The sequence below is a fragment of the Halorientalis pallida genome (assembly GCF_004118325.1).
In the GTDB taxonomy this organism is placed as follows: Archaea; Halobacteriota; Halobacteria; order Halobacteriales; family Haloarculaceae; genus Halorientalis; species Halorientalis pallida.
The window spans coordinates 139,700-161,016 of the sequence record NZ_RDFA01000008.1; the positions used below are offsets into that span (position 1 = coordinate 139,700).

The following is a 21,317-nucleotide window of genomic DNA, read 5'->3' on the forward strand; positions in this document are numbered from 1 at the left end:
ACCACTCTCCGGGATAAATACGACACGGCGCAGTTATCACGCCTGATAGATCGATCGAGAGGGGACGTGTCGATAACCCACCACGCGATGTCGAATTCCGTATGGGTTTCCGGGCCCCGGTCACCGGATCTCGAAGGAGAGGCCGTCACGGGCGACGCGCACGTCGCCGTCGTAGCGGTCGGCCAGTGAGTTCAGCATCGCCTCGTGGTTCCCCTCTGTGTGTGGGTACAGGTGGGTGAGGTAGACGCGACCGATCTCGGCGTCCGCGCTCGCGAGCGCGTCGCCCAACGAGGCCGGAGTCGGGTGGTTGGACACGTCGACCTCGTCGGGGAACGAGCAGTCGTGTGCGAGGACGGCCACGCCGTCGAAGAAGTCGATCAATTCGGGGAAGGCCTCGCTGTCGCCGCTGTAGCCGAACACCGGCGGTTCGGTGTCCTCCGAACCGTCGCCGGTGTGAGAGAGACGATAGGCCAGGCAGGGCATCGAGTGGCGAGTCTCCATCGCGTCGCCAGTGAAGCCGGCAATCTCGAAGGCATCGCCGGCGTCGACGCTTCGAAGGGTGAGGCCGATGCGGTCCTGCATGTACTCGTGGACGGAGAGCAGGTCCTCGACGAGTTCCGGCGTGCCGGGCGGCCCGACGATTTCGAGTGACTCCGCACCGGCCAGCCAGCGAGCCTTCAGCAAGGGGAGGAGGTCCGCGACGTGGTCGAGGTGGTGGTGTGTCAGGAGGACGGTGTCGATTCCCTCGTAGCCTACGTCTGTGGTCGAGAGCGCGTGGACGACGCCGCTGCCACAGTCGACCAGGAGACGGTCCCCCGCCGCTTCGAGCATGATGCCGGTCTGGAAGCGCTCGCCGGTCGGCATGGCGCTCCCGGTCCCGAGAAAGGTGACGCGCATACCTGCCAGTCGTCACGCACTGCAAAAAGGTCCGGGGGCGCCGGTCACATCCGGCCTCAGAAGTCGACGGCACCGACGTCCAGTTCGTCGGCACAGTCGGGCAGTTGAACCGCCGTTCGTACCTGGCACACTGTCCGTGGATCGCGGCGCCACAGCTCTCACACGTCGTCGTCTCGCCCGGCCCCACGTCGTCGTGGCAAACCGAACCCGGTCTGTGGATGCACGTACTGTCGACCTCGACGACCGGTCGTGTATCTATCCGGAACGGTCGTTGTAGTTCGATACTTTCACGCGTGTGCCCCCTGCGGGTCTCCCGCGACGGCCGTTTCACTTTCACCGTGCGGTCACAACCGACTTGAGAGCCTCGCCCTAAGGGAGGCCAGGATGGGAGAGCGCGAGCGACTGGCCGCCGAATCCGTCGACTTCGATCCTGCGGCCGTCGAGATCGACGATGGTGACGTGCTGGAGTTGCTCGAACCCGCGGTCCGCGAGTGGTGGGTAGAGCAGTTCGGCGAGTTCGTCCCGCAGAACGGTGGGTACTTTACGCCCCCACAGAAGGAGGCGATCCCGCTGATCCACGAGGGGACGAACGCGCTGGTCGCGTCGCCAACGGGCAGCGGGAAGACGCTCTCGGCGTTTCTGAGCATCATCAACGAACTGTTCCGCCGGGACCGCGACGGCGGACTGGAAAACAGTGTCTACTGTCTGTACGTCTCCCCGCTGAAGTCGCTGGCCAACGACATCCACCGGAACCTGGAGGTGCCGCTGGCGGGGATCACCGAGAAACTGGCGGCCCGCGGCGAGGACGTGGAGATACGCCACGCGATCCGCCACGGCGACACCCCCGACAGCGAGCGTCAGAAAATGCTGGAGGAGACGCCCCACATCCTCAACACAACGCCCGAGACGCTCGCGATCCTGCTCAACTCACCGAAGTTCCGCGAGAAACTCCGGACGGTGGAGCACGTCGTCGTCGACGAGATCCACAGCCTCGCCGAGAACAAGCGTGGCACCCACCTCTCGGTGTCGCTGGAGCGACTCGAAGCGCTCGCGGAGACTTCACCCACGCGGATCGGCTGTTCGGCGACCGTCGAACCGCTCGACACGATGGCGGAGTTCCTGGTCGGTCGCGCCGAACCTGGTGGAGCCAGCCGGGACTACGAGATCGTCGGCACGCGGTTCGTCCGGGAGTTCGACGTGGAGTTGACCTGCCCGACCGACGACCTCATCAACACCCCGCGGGACCTGATCACCGACCGGTTCTACCGGGAACTCCACGACCTGATCGGGGACCACACGACGACGCTCGTGTTCACGAACACGCGGTCGGGGGCCGAGCGTGTCCTCCAGAACCTCCGGGAGCGCTACGACGACTACGACGAGGACAACTCGGGCTGTCACCACGGCAGTCTCTCGACGGAGGAGCGCCAGCGCGTCGAGGAAATGCTCAAAGACGGGGCGCTGGACGTGGTGACGACCTCGACGAGCCTCGAACTGGGGATCGACATGCCCGACCTCGATCTGGTGGTCCAGGTCGGTTCTCCGAAGTCCGTCGCCGCCCTGCTCCAGCGGGTCGGCCGGGCCGGGCACCAGCTGGGTGAGACCGTGACTGGACGGGTCGTCGCGCTCGACCGCGACGAACTCGTCGAGTGCGCGGTGATGCTGAAGAAGGCCGAGGAGGGGTTCGTCGACCGCGTGTTCGTCCCCGAGGACGCCCAGGACGTGGCCGCCCAGCACGTCTACGGTATGGCGATCAACGGGCCACGGCCCGAGCGCGAGATCGACGGCATCCTCCGACGGGCCTACCCCTACCGCGAGTACGACGACGAGGAGTGGGCGCAGTTGCTCCGCTACCTCACGGCCGATTACGACGGGTTGGAGGACCGCAACGTGTACGCGAAGGTGTGGCGCGACGAGAACGACCCGCCCGACGGCGAGTACCACTACGACGACTTCCCGGTCGGCGAACGGCTGATCGGCAAGCGCGGCCGCCTCGCGCGGGTCATCTACATGACCAACATCGGGACGATTCCGGACTCGTTCACCTGTGACGTGATCACCCGGAACGGCGACGAGTGGGTCGGCCAGCTCGACGAGGAGTACCTCGACACGCTCGAATCCGGCGACGTGTTCGTCCTCGGGGGAAGCAACTTCGAGTTCGAGTACCGTCGCGGCTCGAAGGTCTACGTCGATCGGACGAACGCCCGCCCGACCGTGCCGTCGTGGTTCTCCGAACGCCTCCCGCTGTCGTACGACCTGGGCCGAGAGATTCTCTCGTTCCAGCGGGACCTCGTGGACCGACTGACCGACGACGGACCCGCGGCCGTCCGTCGCTGGCTCCGGGAGTTCCCGCTGTCGGACGACAGCGTGCGTGCCATCACGCGTATGTACGAAGAGCAGTTGGCCTACGCCGGTCCCGAGAGCGTCAGCACGGACGGGCGACTCGTGATCGAGACCGAGATGGACCGGGAGTCCTACGAACGGCACTACTACGTTCACTCGAACTACGGCCGGCGGTTCAACGACGGCCTCTCGCGGCTGCTGGCCTACCGGGTGGCCCAGACGGCCAACGCCAACGTCCAGGTCGCCGTCGCGGATCACGGGTTCACGCTGTCGATGCCGCTCAACCGGAAGGTCGACCTCGCGGGTGTGCTCGAAGACGTCGACCCTACGGCGGTCCGCGCGGACCTCAGGACGAGCCTAGCCGGCACCGATATCCTGAAACGGTACTTCAGGATCAATGCGACACGCGCGCTGATGATCCTCAAGCGCTACAAGGGCCACGAGAAATCCGCCAGCCAGCAACAGGTCTCTAGTGACATGCTACTCGGGTTCGCCGAGGACCTCCCGAACTTCGCCGTGATCGAGGAGACCTACCGGGAGATTCTCTCGGACAAACTCAACGTGGAAGCCATCGAGAGCGTCCTCGGGGACGTGCAGGCGGGCGACGTCGAGATCGTCACCCGACGGGTGGAGTCGCCCACTCCGCGGGCGTTCGGGCTGGCGACGCTGATGGCTTCGGACGTGGTCCTCGCGGAAGACGAGAGCCAGGTCCTCCAGGAGTTCCACGAACGGGTCCTCGACGAGATCGACGAGGAGCGGAGCGTCACCACGGGCGGGTAACCGCGGTAACGTTCACGTACGCTGACACCGGCGGGCACCGTCTACCCGAGAGCGAGGAAAGCGGACGCTACCCCGGCTGGTATCAGTGGGCCCCCGGCAACGTCATCCCGTCGACGTGTCTCGAAATCCTCGATTAAGCTCATATAGGCACCGTCTGTTACCTCCGAGTGATGCAGCAAAGAGAAAACCAGGGCCGGTTCGTCGAGGAAGAGGCACCCGACGGTACCGTCGTCATCTACGACTCCCAGAACACCCGCGCGTGGCTCCAGTCCGACGCAGCCGTCGATCTCGGCCGACAGACCTGACCGGTCGAAATCAGGACCTACTGCGGATAACTCACAGTTACCACCCGATATTCCGCCGAAATCGTCGTCGACGGCGCTACGAACCCAGTCAGCCGGACATCCCGTCGTCGGTCGTCGTCTCACCGGACACGCTGTCGTCGTCGGTCGTTCCATCGTCCATCCCACTCTCGGTCATGCTATCCTCGGTCGTGCCGTCGTCCGACATGTCCTCGTCGGACATCTCACCGCCGTCCGACATGTCGTCTTCGGTGGATTCCTCGTCCATCGTGTCGTCGTCGGAGCCCCCACCGCCGCCGTCCGTGGGCGTACCGTCGTCTCCGCCACCGCTGTCCAGACAGCCGGCGAGGCCGACTGCGGCGATTCCACCCGTCACCTGCACCATCCGCCGTCGCGTGAATCTGTCGTCCGTCATGTTGCAGGCCGATCGAGGACGTTTCAACTAAATTCAATTTTTCGAGGTCGGCCCGAACTCCCTTTCGGATGGGAGCGGAGTCGGTCCGTACTCGTGTCGGATTCGTTCTAGAATTCGGAGGGAGCGTCAGCGGTTCCGGCGCTGGTCTTCGAGGAGGCGTGCTTTCTCCTCCATCTGCGCGATCACCGACTCCAGGCCGGTGTTGCTACTGGCGTGAGCGTCCCGCACTGACGCGTCGAGGACCGACGGGACGAATCTGGACTCGTCGGACTCGTCCGAGTCCTCGCTCCCGGCCGTTTCGGTGAGTCCCAGGCGGACGCCCAGTCGCTGGAGGGCATCTCGGATCATGAGTGGTACCACGCCCGTGTGGCAGATAAGTGTCCAGTCGAGCGTTCGTTCGATCCGCAACGGGGGACTCAATCGTCGCTTTCGACCAGCAACGTGTTCAGCGCGTCCGGGACGACCAGCACGTCACTCCCGGGGTCGACTGCCTCGGCGACGGACTCTCGGGCGTGCATCAGACAGTCCTCGACGATTCCGGGGTGCTGGCTGTCGGTCACGTACACGTCGTGGTCCCGGAGCGCCCGCGCGACGACGAACGCCCGCTGTGCCCCGGGTTCGTAGCCCGCCCGCATCTCCTCGTAGAGCGCGTCGGCGCTCTCTGCTCCGCCGAGCCGGTCGTAGAACCGCCGTTCGCCGGTCCCCTCGCCCGCGCCCTCAGGGAGCACGGCGGGAATCACGACGCGCCCGCCCGCTCGAAGGGGGTTGCGATCGCCCAGCACCACGTAGGTCGCCGCCCGCGTCGTCTGGTAGAGGTTGGCGTCTTTCGGCGCGCCGACACCCGCGATCACGGCGTCGTAGTCCTGGCTTACCGGCACCGAGAGGGCCTCTCGGCCGACGGCGGCCAGGTCTCCAACCACTTCTCGCGGCTGGCCGGCGCTCGCGCCGAGAAAGCCCGACGGGCCGTGGGTCACGTTCAGACAGAAGTCGAGGCCGATTTCGTCGCCCGCGCGGTCGACTGCCTCGCGGAAGGAATTTTCCGCGACCCGGCCGAGGCGGACGCCCTCGTTGGCGAGCATCTCGGGGCCGTGGGTGTACCGGATCAGCGACTCGCTCCCGGCACCGATGGCGACGGTCTTGGCACCGCCGGAAAAGCCCGCGTACTGGTGGGGTTCGACCATCCCTGTCGAGACCACGAGGTCGGCGTCGGCCACGCGCTCGTGGACCTCGACCGGGCAGTCGTCGACGGTCCCGACCTGCACAGTGTCCTCGGGGTCGTGATTCGTCGCCAGGTCGGCGTGCTCGCCCAGCCCTGCCTCGATCTCGTCGTCGGTCATCGGCCGGTGGAGACCGAGCCCGATCAGCACGGTGACCTGCTCGCGGGGGACGCCCGCACGTTCGAGTTCGCCGAGGAGCACGTCCACGAGCACGTCGTCCGGTGTAGCGCGCGTCACGTCGGTCACGACGACGGTCACGAGGTCGTCGGGGTCCGCGAGTCGGGCGAGTTTCAGGCCGTGTGGATCGACCACGGCGCGCTCGGCCGCCCCTCGTACGTCGACCGTCTCGCCACCCGGTGGGTCCGCGACGGTCACGTCGCAGTCCGGGAGCGAGACGGAAATTTCGGCCTCGCCCAGCGGGAGCGTGAATGACATGGACGGGTCTGGGTCGGTGAGCGAAAAGAGCCTACCGGCGTCAGCGCGCCCACTCGACCATCCGGCCGTACACCGGATCGGTGCCGAGCGCGTCGGCGTCGCCCACGAGGACGAGCGCCTTCTTCGCCCGAGTCAGGGCGACGTTGATCCGGCGGTAGTCCTCGAAGATGGGGCCGTCGAGCCGGTCGGTGGCGACGAACGAGACGACGATCACCTCCTTCGAGGATCCCTGGAATCGGTCCACGGTGTCGACGGTCACGCCGGCCGGCGCGCGCTTGTTGATCTCGGCGACCTGTGCGCGGTAGGGTGCGATGACACCGATCTCTTCGGGCGGCACGCCCGCGTCGACGTAGAACTGGACGGTCTCGACCACCGATTCCGCCTCGACTGGGTTGGTGTTACCCAGCGCCCGTCCGTCGGGGTCGACGAACGCCACCGAGTCACGGAGGGTCGGGGGAAGAGCGTCCATCTCGACGCCGTCGAGGTCGTCGATGCGCTGGCCCGCCACCGCGCCCGTCGCGGGGCGCAACCGTCCGTCGTAGAACTCGCGGGACGCGAAGGCCTGGATGCGCTGTGACATCCGATACTGGCGGTCGAGCATGACCCCCGCGTCGGGATACGCTTCGATCAGCCGCTCGAACAGGGAGGTCTGGAGCGGCGCGGCGGCTCCGTCGTCGTCATCGTCGGCGGCCTGTACCACCGGCGGGAGTTGTTGGTGGTCACCGACGAGGACGGACTTCTCGGCCAGGGAGACGGCCGCGAGCGTCGCCGGTTCGGTCAACTGCCCGGCCTCGTCGACCAGCGCCACGTCGAAGGACTGCTCGCGCATCACCGTCGAGCCACAGGACGCGGTGGTCGCCGCCACCACCGACGCGTCACGGAGCTGGCCGGCCAGTTCCTGCGGGTCGCCGCTGTCCGGGAGCCGGTACTCCTGCATGTCCGGCCGGACACCGGTCTCGGTACCGACCCGGACGATGTCCTCGTATCCCTGCTCCTCCAGGGCTTCGATGGCATTGTCGACGGCGCGGTTGGTGAACGCGGTGAGCAGGACGCGCGCGCCCCGCTCGACGAGCGCACGCACGGTCCGGGCGAGGGTGTAGGTCTTTCCGGTGCCCGGCGGGCCGTGGATCAGCGCCACGTCCTCCGCTCGAACGGCGAGCGAGACCGCCTCGTTCTGGGCCTCGTTGTTGTCGATGTAGACCGTGTCGTCCTCCCCGAACTCGGGCTCGCGGCGGCCGAATAGAACCGCCTTCTTCTCGGGGGACTGCTTGAGGACGGCGTCGTGGAGCGCGGTGAGCATCCGGTCGGTACCGATCTCGGAGGGGTAGACGTCCAGCCGCCGCAACTCGACGGGTTCGTCGGTCGTGACGACGACCTCTTCGCCCAGTTGCTCGACGCGAGCCATCTCCGCCCGGCCGCGAACCGGGTGCCCGTCGCTCGCCAGCACCACGTCGCCCGCGCGGATCTTCGAGACCGCACCGGTGCCTTTCGCCCGGAGTTCCCAGCGGCCGCCCTCGCGTTCGGTCCGACCGATGGGTTCGAGGTCGATCAGCGCACGGTCGTCGTCGGCCCGTTCCTCGCCGCTCTGCCGCCAGAGCTTCGTGTACTCGCGGTGGACCGCCCGGCGCTCGGCTTCGATGGCGCGGTAGAATCGGTCGAAGTACGCCCGTTCGTCCTCGGGGATGGGACTGCCGACCTGGCCGGCCTTCGATTCCTGGTCGAGCCGGCCCGAGACGGCCATGCAGGTGTCCTGCTCGAAGCAGTACTCACACTTGGCGTCGGCCTCGAAGCCCGTCGGGACACTCATATCGTGTTCCATCGCTGCGATCTCGTTGCGGGTGCGGACGACGAACTTCAGGAGGCCGGGGCCGAGCGAGAACTCCTTCGCCGGCGAGAGGTCCCCCGTCTCCTCGGTCCGTTCGACGGCGGCGTTCTTGGTGTAGAGCAGGGTCCCGGTGTCGGGCGCTTCGGCGGCGTGGTCGCCGGCTGTCGGATCGACTCCCTCACCGCCGTCTGCGGCGGTCGCCGCCCCGTCCGCGACGGCCTGCTCACCGAGCAGGAGGGCGTAACAGGCCGCCTGGATCTTGTCCTGGAAACGGGGTTCCCGCTTCGTGTTCTTCCCGGTCTTGAGTTCCACGGGGCCGCCACGGCGAACGGCGTCGGCCCGGCCCTTCAGGCCGTAGGTCTCGCTGACGAGCGTCTGCTCGGAGCGCCACTGATCGGTGTCTGTCAGCGTCCCTTGCTGGAGCCAGGCCTCGATGGCGCTGGCGTGATCTCGCACTTCGGCGGCGACTGCTTCGGGGTCCTCGTCCAGTAGCCCGAGTTCGAGGCCCGACTCGGCGACGTGCTCGTCGATAGCGTCGTCCAGGTCCCGGCCTCGGAGGAGGTCACCGAACACTTCGTGGACGATGGTCCCCTTGACGACAGGGTAGGCCAGCTCCAGCCCGGAGAGTTTGTTGAGGTAGTACATCCGGGGGCACTGCACCCACGAGCGCACGTCGGTCACGTCGACGAGGAACCCGGGGTCCACGACGACCATCGACTCCCGCTGGGTGGCGTACTGAATCTCGCCCCGGAACTCGTCTTCCTCGGCGTTCGTCACCAGCAGGTCCATCCCGGGGTCGAGGTAGTCGGTGGTTTCGGCCCACTTCCCCCAGAGTGTGACCGTCACGGCGTCGCTCGCGCCGCCATCGGGCCGCATTCGAACTTCCGCGAGGTCGCTGGTACCCCGACTGGTCTCGACCGTTCGGGAGTCCCCGACCTCGACGACTGGTCCGCGGAGTTGCACTTGCGGGGGAACCGGCCGAGCGAACAAAAGCCCTCCCCCTTCGCGACTCCCGACCGACCGGTTCGCGGGCCCGGTACGCTGGGCTTACTACGGGGCGGGATCACCCCGCTGCGACGGGCTGGCGCACGGTACAGGGTGGATAACAATGGGCACTGGACGGGACTGACCGACGAACACGCCCGCGGTCACGCGACCCGGGCAACCGCCCACATGAATCGGACACAACTCACGACACTGGTGGTGGCGCTCGCGTGTTTCGGTGCGGTCGGTGTCTCGGCCACGACGCTGTCCTCGTCGGTGGCGGCCGACCCCTCGGACGCCCTCGACCCGGACTACGAGGTGATCCCCGTCGCCGGGGAGGGCCTCGCTCAGCTCGAAGCCGCCGTGGCGGGCGACGGCCGATCGTCCGCACCCGTCGGCGGCGACGGCGGATCGTCCGCGCCCGTCGGCGGCGACGGCGCCGAGAGCCAGGGTGACGACGGATCGAGCGACGACCGAGCGGAGAGCGACGAGCGCGACGGCGACGATTCCGGCGGTGCCGACGACAGCGCGGGGAACGCGGAGAGCGACGAGGGTGGGACCGGCGAGAGCGCCGGCGGCGACAGCGATCGCGGGAGCGGCGGCAGCGGTGACGGAGACAGCACGTCCCTCGTCCCCGGCGAGCGGTTCACGCTGGTGGATCTGCTCACACTGCTCGTCCTGGCCGCGCTGATCGCGGCGACCGCGTGGCTCTGCTACCGCTATCGCAACCGCTTCCGAGGGCTGTTCGCGACCGACGAGTCAGGGACCGACGACGATCCGCGGCCGGTCCCGGACGGACCACCCGCCGACGACAACCTCGTGTTCGAGAGCTGGGACGAACTCCTGTCGGACCTGGACGTGGACCGACCGGAGACACTGACCACCCGGGAGTGTGCCGACGCGGCCGCCGAGGCCGGGTTCGACCGCACCGAGATCGAACGGCTCCGACTCGACTTCGAGGCCGTCCGCTACGGCGGCCAGCCGGTGACCGACGACCGCCGTCGTCGCGCCCGGTCGGCACGGAAACGACTCGGCCTCAACGGTGAGTCACCGTGACCGGACGACGCGTCGCACTCCTTGCCGGCGGTTTGCTCGGTGCGATGGCGCTCGCTGCGGTCCTGTTCGACGGACTGGCCGAGATCGGCTCGACGGGTTGGCTCGCCCGGCCCGGCCACGACTACCTGCTGGCCGCGGGCGTCGGGGCGTTGGTCGTCCTCGCCGGCCTCGGCGTCGTGGCCGCCCGTTCGATCTCGGGCTTCGACGGCGCGACGCCGCCCCGGACCGAGGAGGTCCCGGCCGGGACCCCCCCTGGGGCTGAGATCGACCGCGTGATCGCGGGCGACCTCGGGCCGAGAGCGCACCTCCGGGGCGAGAAGCGCGCAGCCGTCCGCGACCGACTCCGGACGGCGGCCGTCGAGACACTCGTCCGGGCCGAGGGGCACTCCAGGCCGGACGCCCGGGAGCGCGTGGCGAGGGGAGAGTGGACCGACGAGCCCACCGCCGCGTCGTTCCTGTCCGAGGTTGGCCCGGGGTCGCTCGGCACGCGGCTGGTCGATGCGCTCCCCGGCGGGTCGCGCTTCCAGCGCCGGGCCGAGCGGACGGTGGCCACCGTCCTCGACCTCGCGGAGGGAGAGTCGTGACCCGAACGCGCCGGACACACCACTGGCGGGGCTTAGTGGCGGTGGCACTGCTCGGAGCCGCGCTGGGCGTCCTCTTCAAACGACCGCTGATCGTGCTGGCCGGGTCGGTCGGCGTCGGCTTCGCGGTCTACCCACACCTGCTGACGCCGCCAGCAGTCTCGCTGGCGGTCGACCGCCGCCTGAGCGAGCGCGACCCGGCCCCCGGCGAGACCGTGACCGTCACCGTCACCGTGACCAACGAGGGGGACTCCTGGCTCTCGGACCTGCGGTTGGTCGACGGCGTGCCCGCGATGTTGCCCGTCGTCGACGGGACCGCCCGCCACACCGCCGCGCTCCGGCCCGGGGAGTCCACAACCTTCTCGTACGCCGTCGTGGCGGAACACGGCGCACACCGGTTCCGACCGCTGACGGCCATCGCCCGCGACCTCAGCGGCGAATACGAGGTCGAGACCGAGGTCGAGGCGGTCGACGAGATCGAGTGTCTCCGTGCCCCCTCCGAACCACCGGTCGACGGCGCGACCGACCCCTATCCGGGGCGCGTGCTGACCGACGCCAGCGGCGCGGGCGTCGAGTTCGATCACACGCGCGAGTACCATCCCGGCGACGCCCGCTCCCGGATCGACTGGCGACAGTTGGCCAAAACTGGGTCGCTGGCTACCCTGGAGTTCCGCCAGGAGCGAAGCGTCTCGGTGACCGTTTGTATCGACGCGAGAGCGGACGCCTACCGCGGCCAGCACGGCGAGCCACACGCAGTCTCCCACAGCGTCGCGGCCGCGCGGGAACTGCTCGAATCGGTCTGGGACCTCGGTGAACGGGCGGGCGTGGCGACGCTCGGCGGCCCGGACTGCTGGCTCCCCCCAGATCGCGGCTCAGACCACGCCGACCGCGCCCGGCACCTCCTGCTCACCCACCCGTCGCTCTCCCCACGACCGCCCGACTGGGAGCGGACCCGCGCGGAAGACGATGCCGAGCCGGACCCGTTCGACAGACTCAGCGCCCGGCTGGGCGGGAACGCACAGCTGTTCCTGCTCACGCCGCTGGCGGACGACGAGATCGTCGGCTTCGCGATGGAGCAGGCCGCCAGGGGCCAGTCGGTCACCGTCGTCAGTCCGGACGTGACCGGCGGAGACTCGCCGGGCGAACGGCTCGCGGCCGTCGAGCGTCGCAATCGGATCGACCGGCTCCATCGCGGCGGCGTCCGGGTGGTCGACTGGGACCCGGCCCAACGACTGCGCAAGAGCGTGGCGGCGGCGCGGAACCGGTGGCAACGATGACTGGCAGACTGCGACCCGACGGCGGGACCGTCGACGGGAGCGAGGAGTCACTGGCGACCGATCACAGGACCGACCGTCCGAACCGAAAACCGGTCGATCACCGACCGTCCAGCGTCGCGAGCGTCCTCGCGGTCGCGCTGGCTGGCTGTAGCGTGGCGCTGGTCGCGACCGGGCCGGCACAGACCAGGTCGATCCTGCTGGTGGTCCTCGGTCTCCTGGTCCTCGGCGTCGGGTTCAGGCGGCGTGAGGGGCTGGTTCCCGTGATCCGGCTCCTGGCTGGCCTCGCGCTCGTCCTCGGGGGGATTCAGCTGTCCGTCGCCGCCGACCTCGGGCGGATCGGGGACGCCGAGCTGCTCCCCGGGCTCTACGGTCTCGCCGTCCTCGGCCTGGGACTGCTCCCGGTCCGGCGTGGCTGGGAGACGCGACTCGCGACGCTGGGCGTCGGGCTCGTCCTCGTCGGCGTCCTGTTCAGCGGGATCACCCGCGACGGCGGCCTGTTCGGAATCCTCGGCGCTACCGTCGCCGGCGTCGCCGCGTGGGACGCCGCCAGACACGCCATCACGCTCGGCGAGCAGGTCGGACGGACGGGAACGACCGCACGGACGGAACTGGTCCACGTCGGCGCGACGGGCCTCGTCGGAGCGGTGACGGTCGCCGCCGCCGTCGCGGTCTGGCGGGTCCGGGTGACAGACCTGCCCCTGCTCGCGCTCGTCTCCTTGCTCGGGGCCGCCGTCGTCCTCCTGTTCGCCCTCTACGACTAGAGCGTCTCGGGGTCGCGGAAGGTATCGTCGACGGGCGGCGCGCCGATGGCCAGCACCAGTCCCTCGTCGTCACCGACGTACTCGTGGCCGTGGCCGACCTCCGGCCCGGCGGCGTACGCCGTCCCCGGACCGATGGTCCGGGTCTCCGGGTCCTCGGGGTCGCCGAGCGTCACCTCGAACTCGCCGTCGAGGACGTAGAACACCTCCTCCTGTTCACGGTGGGCGTGAAAGGCCGTCTCGTCGCCGGGTTCGTAGCGCCACACGTTGACGTGGCTCTCATCGAGGCCCAGCGCCGCGGTGAGCTGTTTGTGTCCGGCCGGGAACTGGTCGATCCCCGCCATCTCGATCTCCTCGACCGCATCCAGGTCCACCACCTCGTACTCCATACGCCTCCGAGCGAGGCCGGGCGGCTTGAAACCGACGGGGGATCGGCCAGGCTTTTTATTACCCGACTGCTACCCCGAATCATGCGACGGGCTCGGCGCGTGGTTACGGCGGGTGCGCTGGCAATCTTGCTGGTGCTGGCGGGCTGTAGCGGCCCCAGCGGTGATTTCGGCGGCGATCCGACGCCGCTCCCGACGCCGGATCTGGGCGGCGACGACGGAACGCCGACGCCGCCGGCCGTGACTCCCGCGCCGCCATCGAGCGCCGACACGGAGCGCGGCCGGGCCTTCCTCGACGGACTGTCGACCTCGCAGTTCCCCGTCCGATCGGTGGCGACGGCCAACGGCGCGTTCAGGGTGACCTACGTCTCGAACGACAGCCGTCTGCTCCGGGACGCGTACGTGCTGGGCCTGGCCTACGGCGGGACCGTCAACCGGACCTGGCGGAACGACTCGACCTGGGCGACCACGCGACTGGACGCGCTGGCCGTCGGCACCGACGGTCGCGCGCTCGCGCGCTTCCGGATGCCTGCATCCTGGCCCCTGCAGTACTTTCAGGGTACCATCTCCGCGGCGGAACTGGGCGACCGACTCCAGGCCACGCTCGAACGCACGGGCCCGAACGGACAGTATCCGGACCGGAGCGGGCAGTTGACGGATTTCTACACCGCGGCCGACCGGACGGCGGTGAACGTCGCGGGCGCGTCGGTACGCAACCGGACCGTCTTCCTGACCGTCCGTGCGCCGGCCGGCGACCGCGAGCGCCTGCGGTCGGCGCTCTCGGAAGTGGTCGCTGCGTACGGCTCCGCGACGGCGGACTGGGACACGGCTGCGCTGGAACTCTCGCTCCGTGACCGCGAGGGCGCGTTCGTGGGCTGGTACCGCGCCGACGCCGACTTCGCGGCGAACGTCTCGGCCGGCGAGGCCGCCGTGGCGCTCGCCGACCAGCGATACCTGGCCGAGGGCGGCAGACTCCTCGGGTGATCACTCGGCGGCGAGCCACCGGCTATCGACACGTTTTCGGCGGCCGAGCCCTACGAATCGAGTAGCTATGCGCGTCAGAGACTGGCAGGACATCCTCGAGGACGTCGTGGAGAGCGACGCGGACCCCGGCGGCTGGCGGGCCGTGGGTGGCGACCGCGCCGGCGGCATCGGCGAGGACCTGTACGTCGGCCACCCTGACGCAGCCGTCTACCAGCTCAAGACCTACGCCAAGAACCCCTTCGAGGTCCAGGGCGTCGGGACCCGCGTCGCCCGGCGCATCGACGAGGACCTCGACGACCTGTTCCCCAGCGAGGATTCGGGCCGCTTCGGTGTCCAGCGGCCCATCGAGGAGGACGAAGCCGAGGACAAGGCGACCGAACTGGAGGAGGTCCTCAAGGCCCACGCCGACGCCCCGACGACGCCGGACGCGCTGTTCGACGACGTGATGGAGACGCTGGACAGCCCCGCGTTCGGCCCCGCGGACATCGAGTTCGACGACCGCCCCGAGGAACTCGACGACCTCTCGGCCACCTTCGAGGAGGCCGAGGAGTTGCTCGACGCGGAACTGGACGACCTGGTCGAGGACACCGTGAGCCGCGGGTTCGAGTAGTCAACGACCGATCGAGCGGAGGTAGCCGTAGATATCCTGCATCACCGCACAGCCGTCGCTGGTTCCCGTCTCGACGGTGATCGAGTCCTCCTGGAGGCGGACCCGTCGCTGGGTCTCGTTCGCCGTCGGCCAGTCCGGCAGGTGCGCTCCGTTTGGATCGCCGCTGGCCGCGAAGTTCGACCAGTAGCTCTGGATCCGGTCGCGGAGTTTCCAGTCGCTCGGGCCGTTGATACCGGTCGGGAGCCCCTGCTGGGTGACCGTCTCCCCGAACACGTAGGAGAGTTCGGCGGTGTGGTACGCACCGGGGTCCTCGGAGAGTAGCGTCACCGGGATGGTGGGCGTATCGTCGAACAGGTAGCGGTAGGCCGTCCCGCCCTGTCGGGTGATGGCGTCGGTGACCGCCACGTCCGAACAGAGGAAGAAGTCGTCCGTGTTCACGTCGATGTAGGTCGCTTCGATGGAGTCGGAGTCACTCACGGGGTAGGCCTCGACGATCCGGTCCCCGAAGTCGCCGTAGACTCGCTGGAGGCGGTCGCGGTACGCCGCCTCGGACTCCGGCACGCTATCGCCGGCGAACTCGAGGAAGAACTGGTACTCCTCCGCGTTGCCACCGAGCAGGACGGGTACGTCGTGGAACTCGCCGTCCTCGATCAGCGAGGCGGGGTGGTCCCGGACGACCTCGCCGTCGACGCCGAAGATCAGCCCGGGCTGTTCCACTGTGGGGGTCTGCCCACCGGTGGCCTCGCTGGCGAGTGCGCCCGCGACGCCGTAGGCCTCGGCCAGGTCCGCGGGCTTTGCCTCCCGGAGACAGGCGAGCGTGTTGCCGGCCGTACAGTCCAGTTCTCGGGCCGCTTCGGTCCCGCGGGCCTCCAGTTCCGCCAGCCCGTAGAGCGGGTCGTTGATCGGGCCGCTCTCGCTGATCGCCCGGTGGAACAGGCCCTCGGCTTCGGGGTCGGTCAGCAGGGTCAGCACGGCGTGTCCGCCGGCGGATTCACCGAAGACGGTCACGTTGTCCGGGTCGCCGCCGAACGCCGCGACGTTGCGCTGGACCCACTCCAGCCCCGCGCGGATGTCGAGGTAGCCGAAGTTGGTCGGGGCCGACGGGGTCGCCGCCGTCACCTCGGGGTGGGCAAAAAAGCCCAGCGCGTTGAGGCGGTAGTTGACCGCGACGACGACCACGTCCCCGGCCTCGGCGAGCGCCCCGCCGGGGAACCGGTTGCTCCCGAAATTGTACCCGCCGCCGTGAATCCAGTACATCACGGGTTTCTCGCCCGGGTCGGCGTCTTCGGGTGTCCAGACGTTCAGATTGAGGCAGCCGTCCTCGCTACCGACGAATTTGCCGACGTCGAGTCCCAGGAAACCCGAAACCAGGATGGGCTGTGGTGCCCGTGGCCCGTAGTCGTGGGCGTCGCGGGTGCCGTCCCACGACGGCGCGGGCGTCTCCGGCGGCCTGAACCGCCGCTCACCCACCGGCTGATGGGCGTAGGGAATCCCGCGGAAGGCGTTCACGTCGCCCTCGTCGTCGCCCTCGACGGTGCCGCTCTCGGTCTCGACTTCCGGGTCCGAGAACCACCATGTGGTGTTCGCGCTGCCGATGCCGCTCCCCGCTCCGAACACGGACGCTCCCCCGAGCGCCCCCAGATAGGTCCGTCTGTCCATCGGAGACCAGATTCCACGACAGGTCGGACGGAATAAAAGTTTTCGGTGAGCTGTGGGAACGTGCGACAAGATCGATGGTCGAGGCGGTGGGGGCTCGGTCCACGCGAGCGCCCGAGAGACATCCTTTAGGAAGTCGCCGCGGAGGTGACCCCATGCGACTGGCGCGCGTTCTGAGGGGAGCCGTCGGCGTCACCGGTGTACTGGCAGGAGCCGCCCTGGCTGCGAAGGGGTGGCGTGACCGCGAGCTGGTACGTTTCGTCGAGCGCCTCCACGACAGGGCCGAGATCGACCGCGGGAAGACGGTCTCGGCCGACGACTGGGCGGACCTTCCGGAACCAGTGCGGGGCTACTTCTCGAACGTCCTCCAACCCGGCCAGGAGTTCGTCGACGGCGCCCGAATCGGACAGGTCGGCCGGTTGCGCCCGGGGGACGCCGACTCGCCGTGGCAGCCGTTCACCGCGACCCATCACGTCACGGTCGACCCGCCCGGGTTCTACTGGGACGCGACCGTCCGCTATCTGCCGTTCGTCTCGGTCGGCGTCCGAGACCGCTTCGCCGACGCCGAGAGTGGTGCGAGCGTCTCGCTGTTCGGCGTGGTGCCCATCGACTCGGCCGGGTCGAGCCCCGAGCTCCGGGAGGCCGAGCTGATACGGTACCTCGCCGAAGCGGTCTGGTACCCCACGGCGCTCCTCCCAAACGAGGGTGTCGAGTGGGAGGGCATCGACGACGAGACGGCGCGGGCGACCGTCGAACACGGCGGCGTGACCGCGTCGCTCACGTTCACGTTCGAGGACGACGAGGTGACCAGCGTCCACGCCGACGAACGGTACCGGAGTGTCGACGGCCGATACGAACCGACACCCTGGACCGGGCACTGGCACGATTACGCGACACGCCAGGGCGTGTCGGTCCCGATGGCTGGGGAGGTGACGTGGCACCCCCCGGATGGTGCGTTCCAGGCCTGGCAGGGTCGCGTGACCGACATCGAGTACCGGTGATTACGCCCGGATCGTGCTCTCTTCGAGGTACCGATCCTCCCACTCACGGCGTGCTTCGAGCTCGCGACGTCCCCGTTTGGTGACGTTGTACACGTTCGTCCGGCGGTCTTTCTTCCCCTTCTCGACGAGGCCCTTCTCGACGAGGGTGTCGAGGTTGGGGTAGAGCCGGCCGTGGTGAATCTCGCCCTCGTAGTACTCTTCGAGGGCGTCTTTGATCGCGAGCCCGTGCGGTTCGTCGTACCCGGCGATGACGTACAGCAGATCGCGCTGGAATCCAGTCAGATCGTACACAGATCGTTATACCTATCTGATTAAATTAAATCTATCGCCCGTCGGAAACGTACACGGTGCCAGGCGTCGCGGCGTCGCAGTTCCACTGGACGCCGAGCGTACTCACTCACTGGTCGTCGTGTTCGAGGACTGGATAGTCGAGTCAGTTTCCGGGTCGAGCCCCAGCACCTCGGACCCTGGCACCCGGCGGTTCGCGAGTCTGTCCCGGCCGTAGAGCAGGACCACGAGCACGGCGAGTCCGACCAGCGGAATCGCGCCGGTGCCCTCCGCGAGGAAGGTCAGCCACGGGTCTGGGACACCGTCGGGAGCCAGTACAGCCATGTCCGCGGGGTGGTAGACCCCATCGCGTTGATCCCGGCGTGAAACACCGCGACGGCCAGCACGCTCCCGCTGGCGTCGTTGTACATCCAGGTCCAGAGGATCGGCCCTGCCAAGATGGTACTCGTCCAGCCGAGTTACTGGGAGAGGGGCCACCCGCCGTGGGTCGTGTTCGCGTTGAGCAGCAATGGGAGATGACAGAGCGCCCACGCCGCGCCGACGAGCAGACTGGTTACGAACGCGCTGTCGCGTTCCTGCAGGAGCGACACCACGAACCCACGCCAGCCGAGTTCTTCCTGTCCGCCACCCCAGACGGTTCCCCAGGCGAGCGCGAAGAGGTAGATGCCGACGAACGGTATCGTACCGAACTCCACGGGGCCACCGGTCGCGACGAACAGCGCGCTTCCGATGGCCAGGACGGCAGGCGGGAGCAGCAGGGCGGCCGCCCGCCACGTCACACCGATCCGACAGACCAAAAACTGCGAGAGCCACGCTCGGAGACTCCCTTCGCTGGCCCAGACGACGACCGCGGCACCGACCGGGGGGCCGAACCCGCCCAGCCCGACGAGAATCGAGAGCGTCCACGACGCGGTCATCCCGAACGCGACCAGTGCCGCCTGGATCGACCAGGTGAACGCGTACGTGACGAGCAGGAAACTCGCGATCCGATAGCGGTCGATCCACGACCGGACGGCCCCGATCGTTCCCTCCCTACCGCGTTCCGACGGCGCTGCATGCGGCCCCATGCGACCAGTTGGCCGATAAACCTTTCGCTGTGACTGGGGCCCGGGTCGAATCCTGCAACTGAAGTCCGCGCACGTCTACCACACTGCCATGGACGCCGCCGACACGATCCGGTCGTACTACGACGCGCTCCGGACCGGCGAACCGCTCGGGCCGTTCTTCGCCGGCGCGCAGTCGGGCGACGACGCGGTCGTCAAGTTCGGCACCTCCGAACGGCTGGTCGGGACCGACGCCATCCGGGAGGGGTTGCGCGAACAGACCGCAACGACGGTCGACTGGGCCGTCGAGAGCCACGCCCTTCGGACAACCGAACGGGAGCGCCACGCCTGGTTCAGCGACGCAGTCGAAATGAACTGGACCGACACCGAGCGGGGGATTCAGTACGAGTTCGATACGCGCTGGAGCGGGACGCTCGAACGACGCGACCAGGCGGGAGCACCCTCCGAGTGGCAGTTCGTCGGGATGCACGTCAGCACGGCAGGTGAGGTCTGATGGTCGGACCGGTCTCGAACGACGAACGCGCGTCGTTCACCCGGCGGCTAAAGATCGGCTTCGTCGTCCTCGTGGGCATTTCGTCGGGGCTCATCACGCTCCAGGGTAACCCGAGTCCGGTCGTCCTGGCCGGCGCGGTGGTGGGCGGCCTCGTGCTGGGCGCGCTCCTCACGCGGTTCGCCATCCCCAGCGCGGACGGGTTTCGCGATCAGGAGGTCCCCGACAGCCTCTCCGAGACCGAAGGGCACCTGGAACGGCGGTTCGAGAGCGAAGACCGCGACGAGCGGCGGACAGAACAGCGCAACCGGTAGTTAGCGGACGCGGTCCAGCCAGGCGCGCGGGTCGTCGAGTTCGGCGTCGGACGGCAGATTCTCGGGGCGCTCCCAGACCGCAGAGGCACCCTCGACGCCGCGTTCGTCCGCGACGGTCTCGAAGAACTGCTTGCCCCGCTCGTACTGTCGACGCTTCATCCCCAGCCCCAGCAGTCGGCGCACGAGTTGCGAGACGGGACCCCGGCCCTGTCTGCGCTCGTCGAGTTTCCGTCGCAGATCGGCGTACTCCCCGTCGAAAGCCCGATCCATCACGAGTTCCGCGTAGCCTTCGACGGCCGTCATCGTGGTATCGAGACTCCCCAGCGCCTCCCGGTCGAGACTGCCCTCGCCGAGCGCGTCGACCGCGCGCTGGAGGTCGGCCTCGAGCTGGTCGGCGAGCCACGGGGCGGCCCCGAACTCGGCGGCGTGGGAGACCTCGTGGAAGGCGATCCAGCGCCGGAAGCGTGGCTCGGGCACGTCGAGCATCGTCGCCACTTTGCCGATGTTGGGGTGGACGAAGTACAGCGAGTGGGCGTCGCTCTCGGCGAGCAAGAGCGGGTCGTACTGCCCCAGGACGTTGTTGCCGAGGAAGGCGAGCGCGATGGACATGGTTCCGGTGTTGACCATGCGAGCCAGGCCCGGAATCAGCCCGACCTGGTCACCCAGCGGCGCCATCACGCGCTGGAAGGTGTCGATGTTGGCGTCGATCCAGTGGTGGCGGTTCTGGATCTCGATGGATTCGGGTACGTCGAAGTCGATGGCGGCCACTTCGCGGATGCGGCCGCGTGCCTCGCGCACGTCGTCTGCGTACCCCTCCTGTTCCTCAGTCGAGAGTGCGATAGAGCCAGGCTCGGTCGACGCTTTTGCCGCCTCGGCGACCGCGGTCCAGTCGACGGGACCCGTCCCCGAGGCTCCCGTGACCGCCTGGACGCTACGAAAGAGACCCATACTTCTGTCAAGAGGGGACCGGTAAAAAGGTCTTCTCCCGTCGGCGGCGGGGACACCGTGCGCGACGATGGGGCTATCGATCGAGCAGCCCGAGCGACTCGAGGTCCGAGCCGACAGTTTCTAGCGCCGTAGGCGCGTCCGCCGGGTCCGTGCCGCCGGTGACGACGACCTTGCCCGACCCGAACAGCAGCAAGGCGACGTCGGGATCGTCGAGTCGGTAGACCAGACCCGGGAACTGTTCCGGTTCGTACTCGACTGCCTGGAGCCCCAGTCCGATAGCGATAGCATTGAGATTCAGCGTCGTCCCGAGGTCACCGGAGGAGACGATATTCTGGATCGTGACGCCCGGGGCCGCCGGCGTCCGGATGTCGAGTGACTCGAACCGCGTGAACACGGTCTCTGCGCAACCACGGGCCGCGTCGACACTCGACGCACCGGTGCAGACGATCTTCCCCGACCGGAAGATCAGTGCGACTGCATCGGGTTCGTCCGTCCGGTAGACGATCCCAGGGAACGCCTCAGGGTCGTAGTCCACTCCCTCCAAGTCGAACGCGACGCTATCGAGGTCGAGTTCCTGTCCCACACTGGTCGAGGCGACGACGTTTTCGACCGATACGGACTCTCGGAGCGACGTCGGAGTAGCTCGTGGCATTCAGTAGAACTCCCGGACGAGGTCCATGGCGTCCTCGGGCGCGCCGTCGGGGAT

General features: G+C 68.4%; 24 protein-coding genes. 11 read left to right on the plus strand and 13 right to left on the minus strand.

Annotated elements, in window-relative coordinates; translation table 11 throughout:
* Nucleotides 1-120: 120 nt before the first annotated feature.
* On the minus strand, nucleotides 121-897 hold the full coding sequence (locus EAF64_RS18885) for an MBL fold metallo-hydrolase (protein ID WP_129070534.1): 777 nt from the start codon (nucleotides 895-897) through the stop codon (nucleotides 121-123).
* Nucleotides 898-1,281: 384 nt separating this feature from the next.
* Between EAF64_RS18885 and EAF64_RS18890 the strand changes: the two genes are divergently transcribed.
* Both EAF64_RS18890 and EAF64_RS21650 read left to right on the plus strand, forming a co-directional pair.
* Nucleotides 1,282-4,020 (plus strand): ATP-dependent helicase, encoded by a 2,739-nt coding sequence (locus EAF64_RS18890; RefSeq protein ID WP_129070535.1) that lies wholly within the window; start codon nucleotides 1,282-1,284, stop codon nucleotides 4,018-4,020.
* A 170-nt stretch (nucleotides 4,021-4,190) separates the two neighbouring features.
* Nucleotides 4,191-4,325 carry a DUF7331 family protein gene (locus EAF64_RS21650; RefSeq protein WP_267899445.1) on the plus strand — a complete coding sequence of 45 codons (135 nt, stop codon included), beginning with the start codon at nucleotides 4,191-4,193 and terminating at the stop codon, nucleotides 4,323-4,325.
* An 88-nt stretch (nucleotides 4,326-4,413) separates the two neighbouring features.
* Here EAF64_RS21650 and EAF64_RS18895 read toward each other — a convergent pair whose 3' ends face one another.
* From EAF64_RS18895 to EAF64_RS18910, 4 genes are all read right to left on the minus strand, one after another.
* Nucleotides 4,414-4,737, minus strand: a complete 324-nt coding sequence (locus EAF64_RS18895; protein ID WP_129070536.1) for a hypothetical protein — start codon at nucleotides 4,735-4,737, stop codon at nucleotides 4,414-4,416.
* Nucleotides 4,738-4,863: 126 nt separating this feature from the next.
* Nucleotides 4,864-5,085 carry a hypothetical protein gene (locus EAF64_RS18900; RefSeq protein ID WP_129070537.1) on the minus strand — a complete coding sequence of 74 codons (222 nt, stop codon included), beginning with the start codon at nucleotides 5,083-5,085 and terminating at the stop codon, nucleotides 4,864-4,866.
* 68 nt (nucleotides 5,086-5,153) lie between these two features.
* Nucleotides 5,154-6,389: a lactate racemase domain-containing protein gene (locus EAF64_RS18905; RefSeq protein ID WP_129070538.1), complete on the minus strand. Its 1,236-nt coding sequence runs from the start codon at nucleotides 6,387-6,389 to the stop codon at nucleotides 5,154-5,156.
* A gap of 40 nt (nucleotides 6,390-6,429) precedes the next feature.
* Nucleotides 6,430-9,177: an AAA domain-containing protein gene (locus tag EAF64_RS18910; RefSeq protein ID WP_129070539.1), complete on the minus strand. Its 2,748-nt coding sequence runs from the start codon at nucleotides 9,175-9,177 to the stop codon at nucleotides 6,430-6,432.
* A 210-nt stretch (nucleotides 9,178-9,387) separates the two neighbouring features.
* Here EAF64_RS18910 and EAF64_RS18915 point away from each other — a divergent pair, with 210 nt between their 5' ends.
* Genes EAF64_RS18915 through EAF64_RS18930 form a run of 4 tightly spaced genes read left to right on the plus strand, consistent with a single transcriptional unit; the run spans nucleotide 9,388 to nucleotide 12,873 of the window.
* Nucleotides 9,388-10,254 carry a DUF4129 domain-containing protein gene (locus tag EAF64_RS18915; protein WP_129070540.1) on the plus strand — a complete coding sequence of 289 codons (867 nt, stop codon included), beginning with the start codon at nucleotides 9,388-9,390 and terminating at the stop codon, nucleotides 10,252-10,254.
* Entirely contained in the window at nucleotides 10,251-10,838 is a 588-nt protein-coding gene (locus EAF64_RS18920) for a DUF7269 family protein (protein WP_129070541.1), read from the plus strand. The genes EAF64_RS18915 and EAF64_RS18920 overlap by 4 nt, the downstream gene beginning before the upstream one ends.
* Before the next feature lie 41 nt (nucleotides 10,839-10,879).
* Complete coding sequence (locus tag EAF64_RS18925) at nucleotides 10,880-12,112, plus strand: DUF58 domain-containing protein (RefSeq protein ID WP_227739063.1); 1,233 nt, start codon at nucleotides 10,880-10,882, stop codon at nucleotides 12,110-12,112.
* Complete coding sequence (locus EAF64_RS18930; protein WP_129070543.1) at nucleotides 12,109-12,873, plus strand: DUF7519 family protein; 765 nt, start codon at nucleotides 12,109-12,111, stop codon at nucleotides 12,871-12,873. The genes EAF64_RS18925 and EAF64_RS18930 overlap by 4 nt, the downstream gene beginning before the upstream one ends.
* Here EAF64_RS18930 and EAF64_RS18935 read toward each other — a convergent pair.
* The gene (locus EAF64_RS18935; protein WP_129070544.1) at nucleotides 12,870-13,259 is read right to left on the minus strand and encodes a cupin domain-containing protein; all 390 of its coding nucleotides are present in this window, start codon (nucleotides 13,257-13,259) and stop codon (nucleotides 12,870-12,872) included. The two genes, EAF64_RS18930 and EAF64_RS18935, sit on opposite strands and share 4 nt — an antisense overlap.
* 81 nt (nucleotides 13,260-13,340) lie before the next feature.
* On the opposite strand from EAF64_RS18935, the gene EAF64_RS18940 reads away from it, so the two are divergent.
* Nucleotides 13,341-14,240, plus strand: a complete 900-nt coding sequence (locus EAF64_RS18940) for a hypothetical protein (protein ID WP_129070545.1) — start codon at nucleotides 13,341-13,343, stop codon at nucleotides 14,238-14,240.
* Between the two features lie 67 nt (nucleotides 14,241-14,307).
* The gene (locus EAF64_RS18945) at nucleotides 14,308-14,850 is read left to right on the plus strand and encodes a hypothetical protein (protein ID WP_129070546.1); all 543 of its coding nucleotides are present in this window, start codon (nucleotides 14,308-14,310) and stop codon (nucleotides 14,848-14,850) included.
* Here the strand turns inward: EAF64_RS18945 and EAF64_RS18950 are convergent, their stop codons facing one another.
* The gene (locus EAF64_RS18950) at nucleotides 14,851-16,509 is read right to left on the minus strand and encodes a carboxylesterase/lipase family protein (protein WP_129070547.1); all 1,659 of its coding nucleotides are present in this window, start codon (nucleotides 16,507-16,509) and stop codon (nucleotides 14,851-14,853) included.
* Nucleotides 16,510-16,661: 152 nt separating this feature from the next.
* Between EAF64_RS18950 and EAF64_RS18955 the strand changes: the two genes are divergently transcribed.
* A complete protein-coding gene (locus EAF64_RS18955; protein ID WP_227739064.1) occupies nucleotides 16,662-17,507 on the plus strand; it encodes a DUF6920 family protein in 846 nt (281 codons plus the stop codon).
* Here EAF64_RS18955 and EAF64_RS18960 read toward each other — a convergent pair whose 3' ends face one another.
* The 4 genes from EAF64_RS18960 to EAF64_RS18970 form a co-directional block, all read right to left on the minus strand.
* Nucleotides 17,508-17,798, minus strand: a complete 291-nt coding sequence (locus EAF64_RS18960) for a PadR family transcriptional regulator (RefSeq protein WP_129070548.1) — start codon at nucleotides 17,796-17,798, stop codon at nucleotides 17,508-17,510.
* Between the two features lie 102 nt (nucleotides 17,799-17,900).
* Nucleotides 17,901-18,119 (minus strand): hypothetical protein, encoded by a 219-nt coding sequence (locus EAF64_RS18965; RefSeq protein WP_129070549.1) that lies wholly within the window; start codon nucleotides 18,117-18,119, stop codon nucleotides 17,901-17,903.
* Entirely contained in the window at nucleotides 18,077-18,232 is a 156-nt protein-coding gene (locus tag EAF64_RS21215; RefSeq protein WP_193767766.1) for a hypothetical protein, read from the minus strand. Before EAF64_RS21215 ends, EAF64_RS18965 begins: the two co-directional genes overlap by 43 nt.
* Nucleotides 18,233-18,253: 21 nt before the next feature.
* The gene (locus tag EAF64_RS18970; RefSeq protein WP_129070550.1) at nucleotides 18,254-18,862 is read right to left on the minus strand and encodes a CPBP family glutamic-type intramembrane protease; all 609 of its coding nucleotides are present in this window, start codon (nucleotides 18,860-18,862) and stop codon (nucleotides 18,254-18,256) included.
* Nucleotides 18,863-18,950: 88 nt separating this feature from the next.
* Between EAF64_RS18970 and EAF64_RS18975 the strand changes: the two genes are divergently transcribed.
* Nucleotides 18,951-19,352, plus strand: coding sequence for a nuclear transport factor 2 family protein (locus tag EAF64_RS18975; RefSeq protein WP_129070551.1), 402 nt, complete (start codon nucleotides 18,951-18,953; stop codon nucleotides 19,350-19,352).
* On the plus strand, nucleotides 19,352-19,663 hold the full coding sequence (locus tag EAF64_RS18980) for a hypothetical protein (RefSeq protein WP_129070552.1): 312 nt from the start codon (nucleotides 19,352-19,354) through the stop codon (nucleotides 19,661-19,663). Before EAF64_RS18975 ends, EAF64_RS18980 begins: the two co-directional genes overlap by 1 nt.
* Here EAF64_RS18980 and EAF64_RS18985 read toward each other — a convergent pair whose 3' ends face one another.
* Nucleotides 19,664-20,611 (minus strand): zinc-dependent metalloprotease, encoded by a 948-nt coding sequence (locus tag EAF64_RS18985; protein WP_129070553.1) that lies wholly within the window; start codon nucleotides 20,609-20,611, stop codon nucleotides 19,664-19,666.
* Nucleotides 20,612-20,684: 73 nt separating this feature from the next.
* Nucleotides 20,685-21,263, minus strand: coding sequence for a TATA-box-binding protein (locus tag EAF64_RS18990; RefSeq protein ID WP_129070554.1), 579 nt, complete (start codon nucleotides 21,261-21,263; stop codon nucleotides 20,685-20,687).
* Nucleotides 21,264-21,317: the final 54 nt, after the last annotated feature.

Bases quoted from the DNA above. Each gene is read 5' to 3' on its own strand.
- EAF64_RS18970 (WP_129070550.1), bottom strand. From the start codon at position 18,862: ATGGGGCCGCATGCAGCGCCGTCGGAACGCGGTAGGGAGGGAACGATC.
- EAF64_RS18930 (WP_129070543.1), top strand. From the start codon at position 12,109: ATGACTGGCAGACTGCGACCCGACGGCGGGACCGTCGACGGGAGCGAG.
- EAF64_RS21650 (WP_267899445.1), top strand. From the start codon at position 4,191: ATGCAGCAAAGAGAAAACCAGGGCCGGTTCGTCGAGGAAGAGGCACCC.
- EAF64_RS18990 (WP_129070554.1), bottom strand. From the start codon at position 21,263: ATGCCACGAGCTACTCCGACGTCGCTCCGAGAGTCCGTATCGGTCGAA.
- EAF64_RS18945 (WP_129070546.1), top strand. From the start codon at position 14,308: ATGCGCGTCAGAGACTGGCAGGACATCCTCGAGGACGTCGTGGAGAGC.
- EAF64_RS18940 (WP_129070545.1), top strand. From the start codon at position 13,341: ATGCGACGGGCTCGGCGCGTGGTTACGGCGGGTGCGCTGGCAATCTTG.
- EAF64_RS18950 (WP_129070547.1), bottom strand. From the start codon at position 16,509: ATGGACAGACGGACCTATCTGGGGGCGCTCGGGGGAGCGTCCGTGTTC.
- EAF64_RS18905 (WP_129070538.1), bottom strand. From the start codon at position 6,389: ATGTCATTCACGCTCCCGCTGGGCGAGGCCGAAATTTCCGTCTCGCTC.
- EAF64_RS18885 (WP_129070534.1), bottom strand. From the start codon at position 897: ATGCGCGTCACCTTTCTCGGGACCGGGAGCGCCATGCCGACCGGCGAG.
- EAF64_RS18975 (WP_129070551.1), top strand. From the start codon at position 18,951: ATGGACGCCGCCGACACGATCCGGTCGTACTACGACGCGCTCCGGACC.
- EAF64_RS18965 (WP_129070549.1), bottom strand. From the start codon at position 18,119: ATGGCTGTACTGGCTCCCGACGGTGTCCCAGACCCGTGGCTGACCTTC.
- EAF64_RS18915 (WP_129070540.1), top strand. From the start codon at position 9,388: ATGAATCGGACACAACTCACGACACTGGTGGTGGCGCTCGCGTGTTTC.
- EAF64_RS18890 (WP_129070535.1), top strand. From the start codon at position 1,282: ATGGGAGAGCGCGAGCGACTGGCCGCCGAATCCGTCGACTTCGATCCT.
- EAF64_RS18985 (WP_129070553.1), bottom strand. From the start codon at position 20,611: ATGGGTCTCTTTCGTAGCGTCCAGGCGGTCACGGGAGCCTCGGGGACG.
- EAF64_RS18900 (WP_129070537.1), bottom strand. From the start codon at position 5,085: ATGATCCGAGATGCCCTCCAGCGACTGGGCGTCCGCCTGGGACTCACC.
- EAF64_RS18895 (WP_129070536.1), bottom strand. From the start codon at position 4,737: ATGACGGACGACAGATTCACGCGACGGCGGATGGTGCAGGTGACGGGT.
- EAF64_RS18955 (WP_227739064.1), top strand. From the start codon at position 16,662: ATGCGACTGGCGCGCGTTCTGAGGGGAGCCGTCGGCGTCACCGGTGTA.
- EAF64_RS18935 (WP_129070544.1), bottom strand. From the start codon at position 13,259: ATGGAGTACGAGGTGGTGGACCTGGATGCGGTCGAGGAGATCGAGATG.
- EAF64_RS18980 (WP_129070552.1), top strand. From the start codon at position 19,352: ATGGTCGGACCGGTCTCGAACGACGAACGCGCGTCGTTCACCCGGCGG.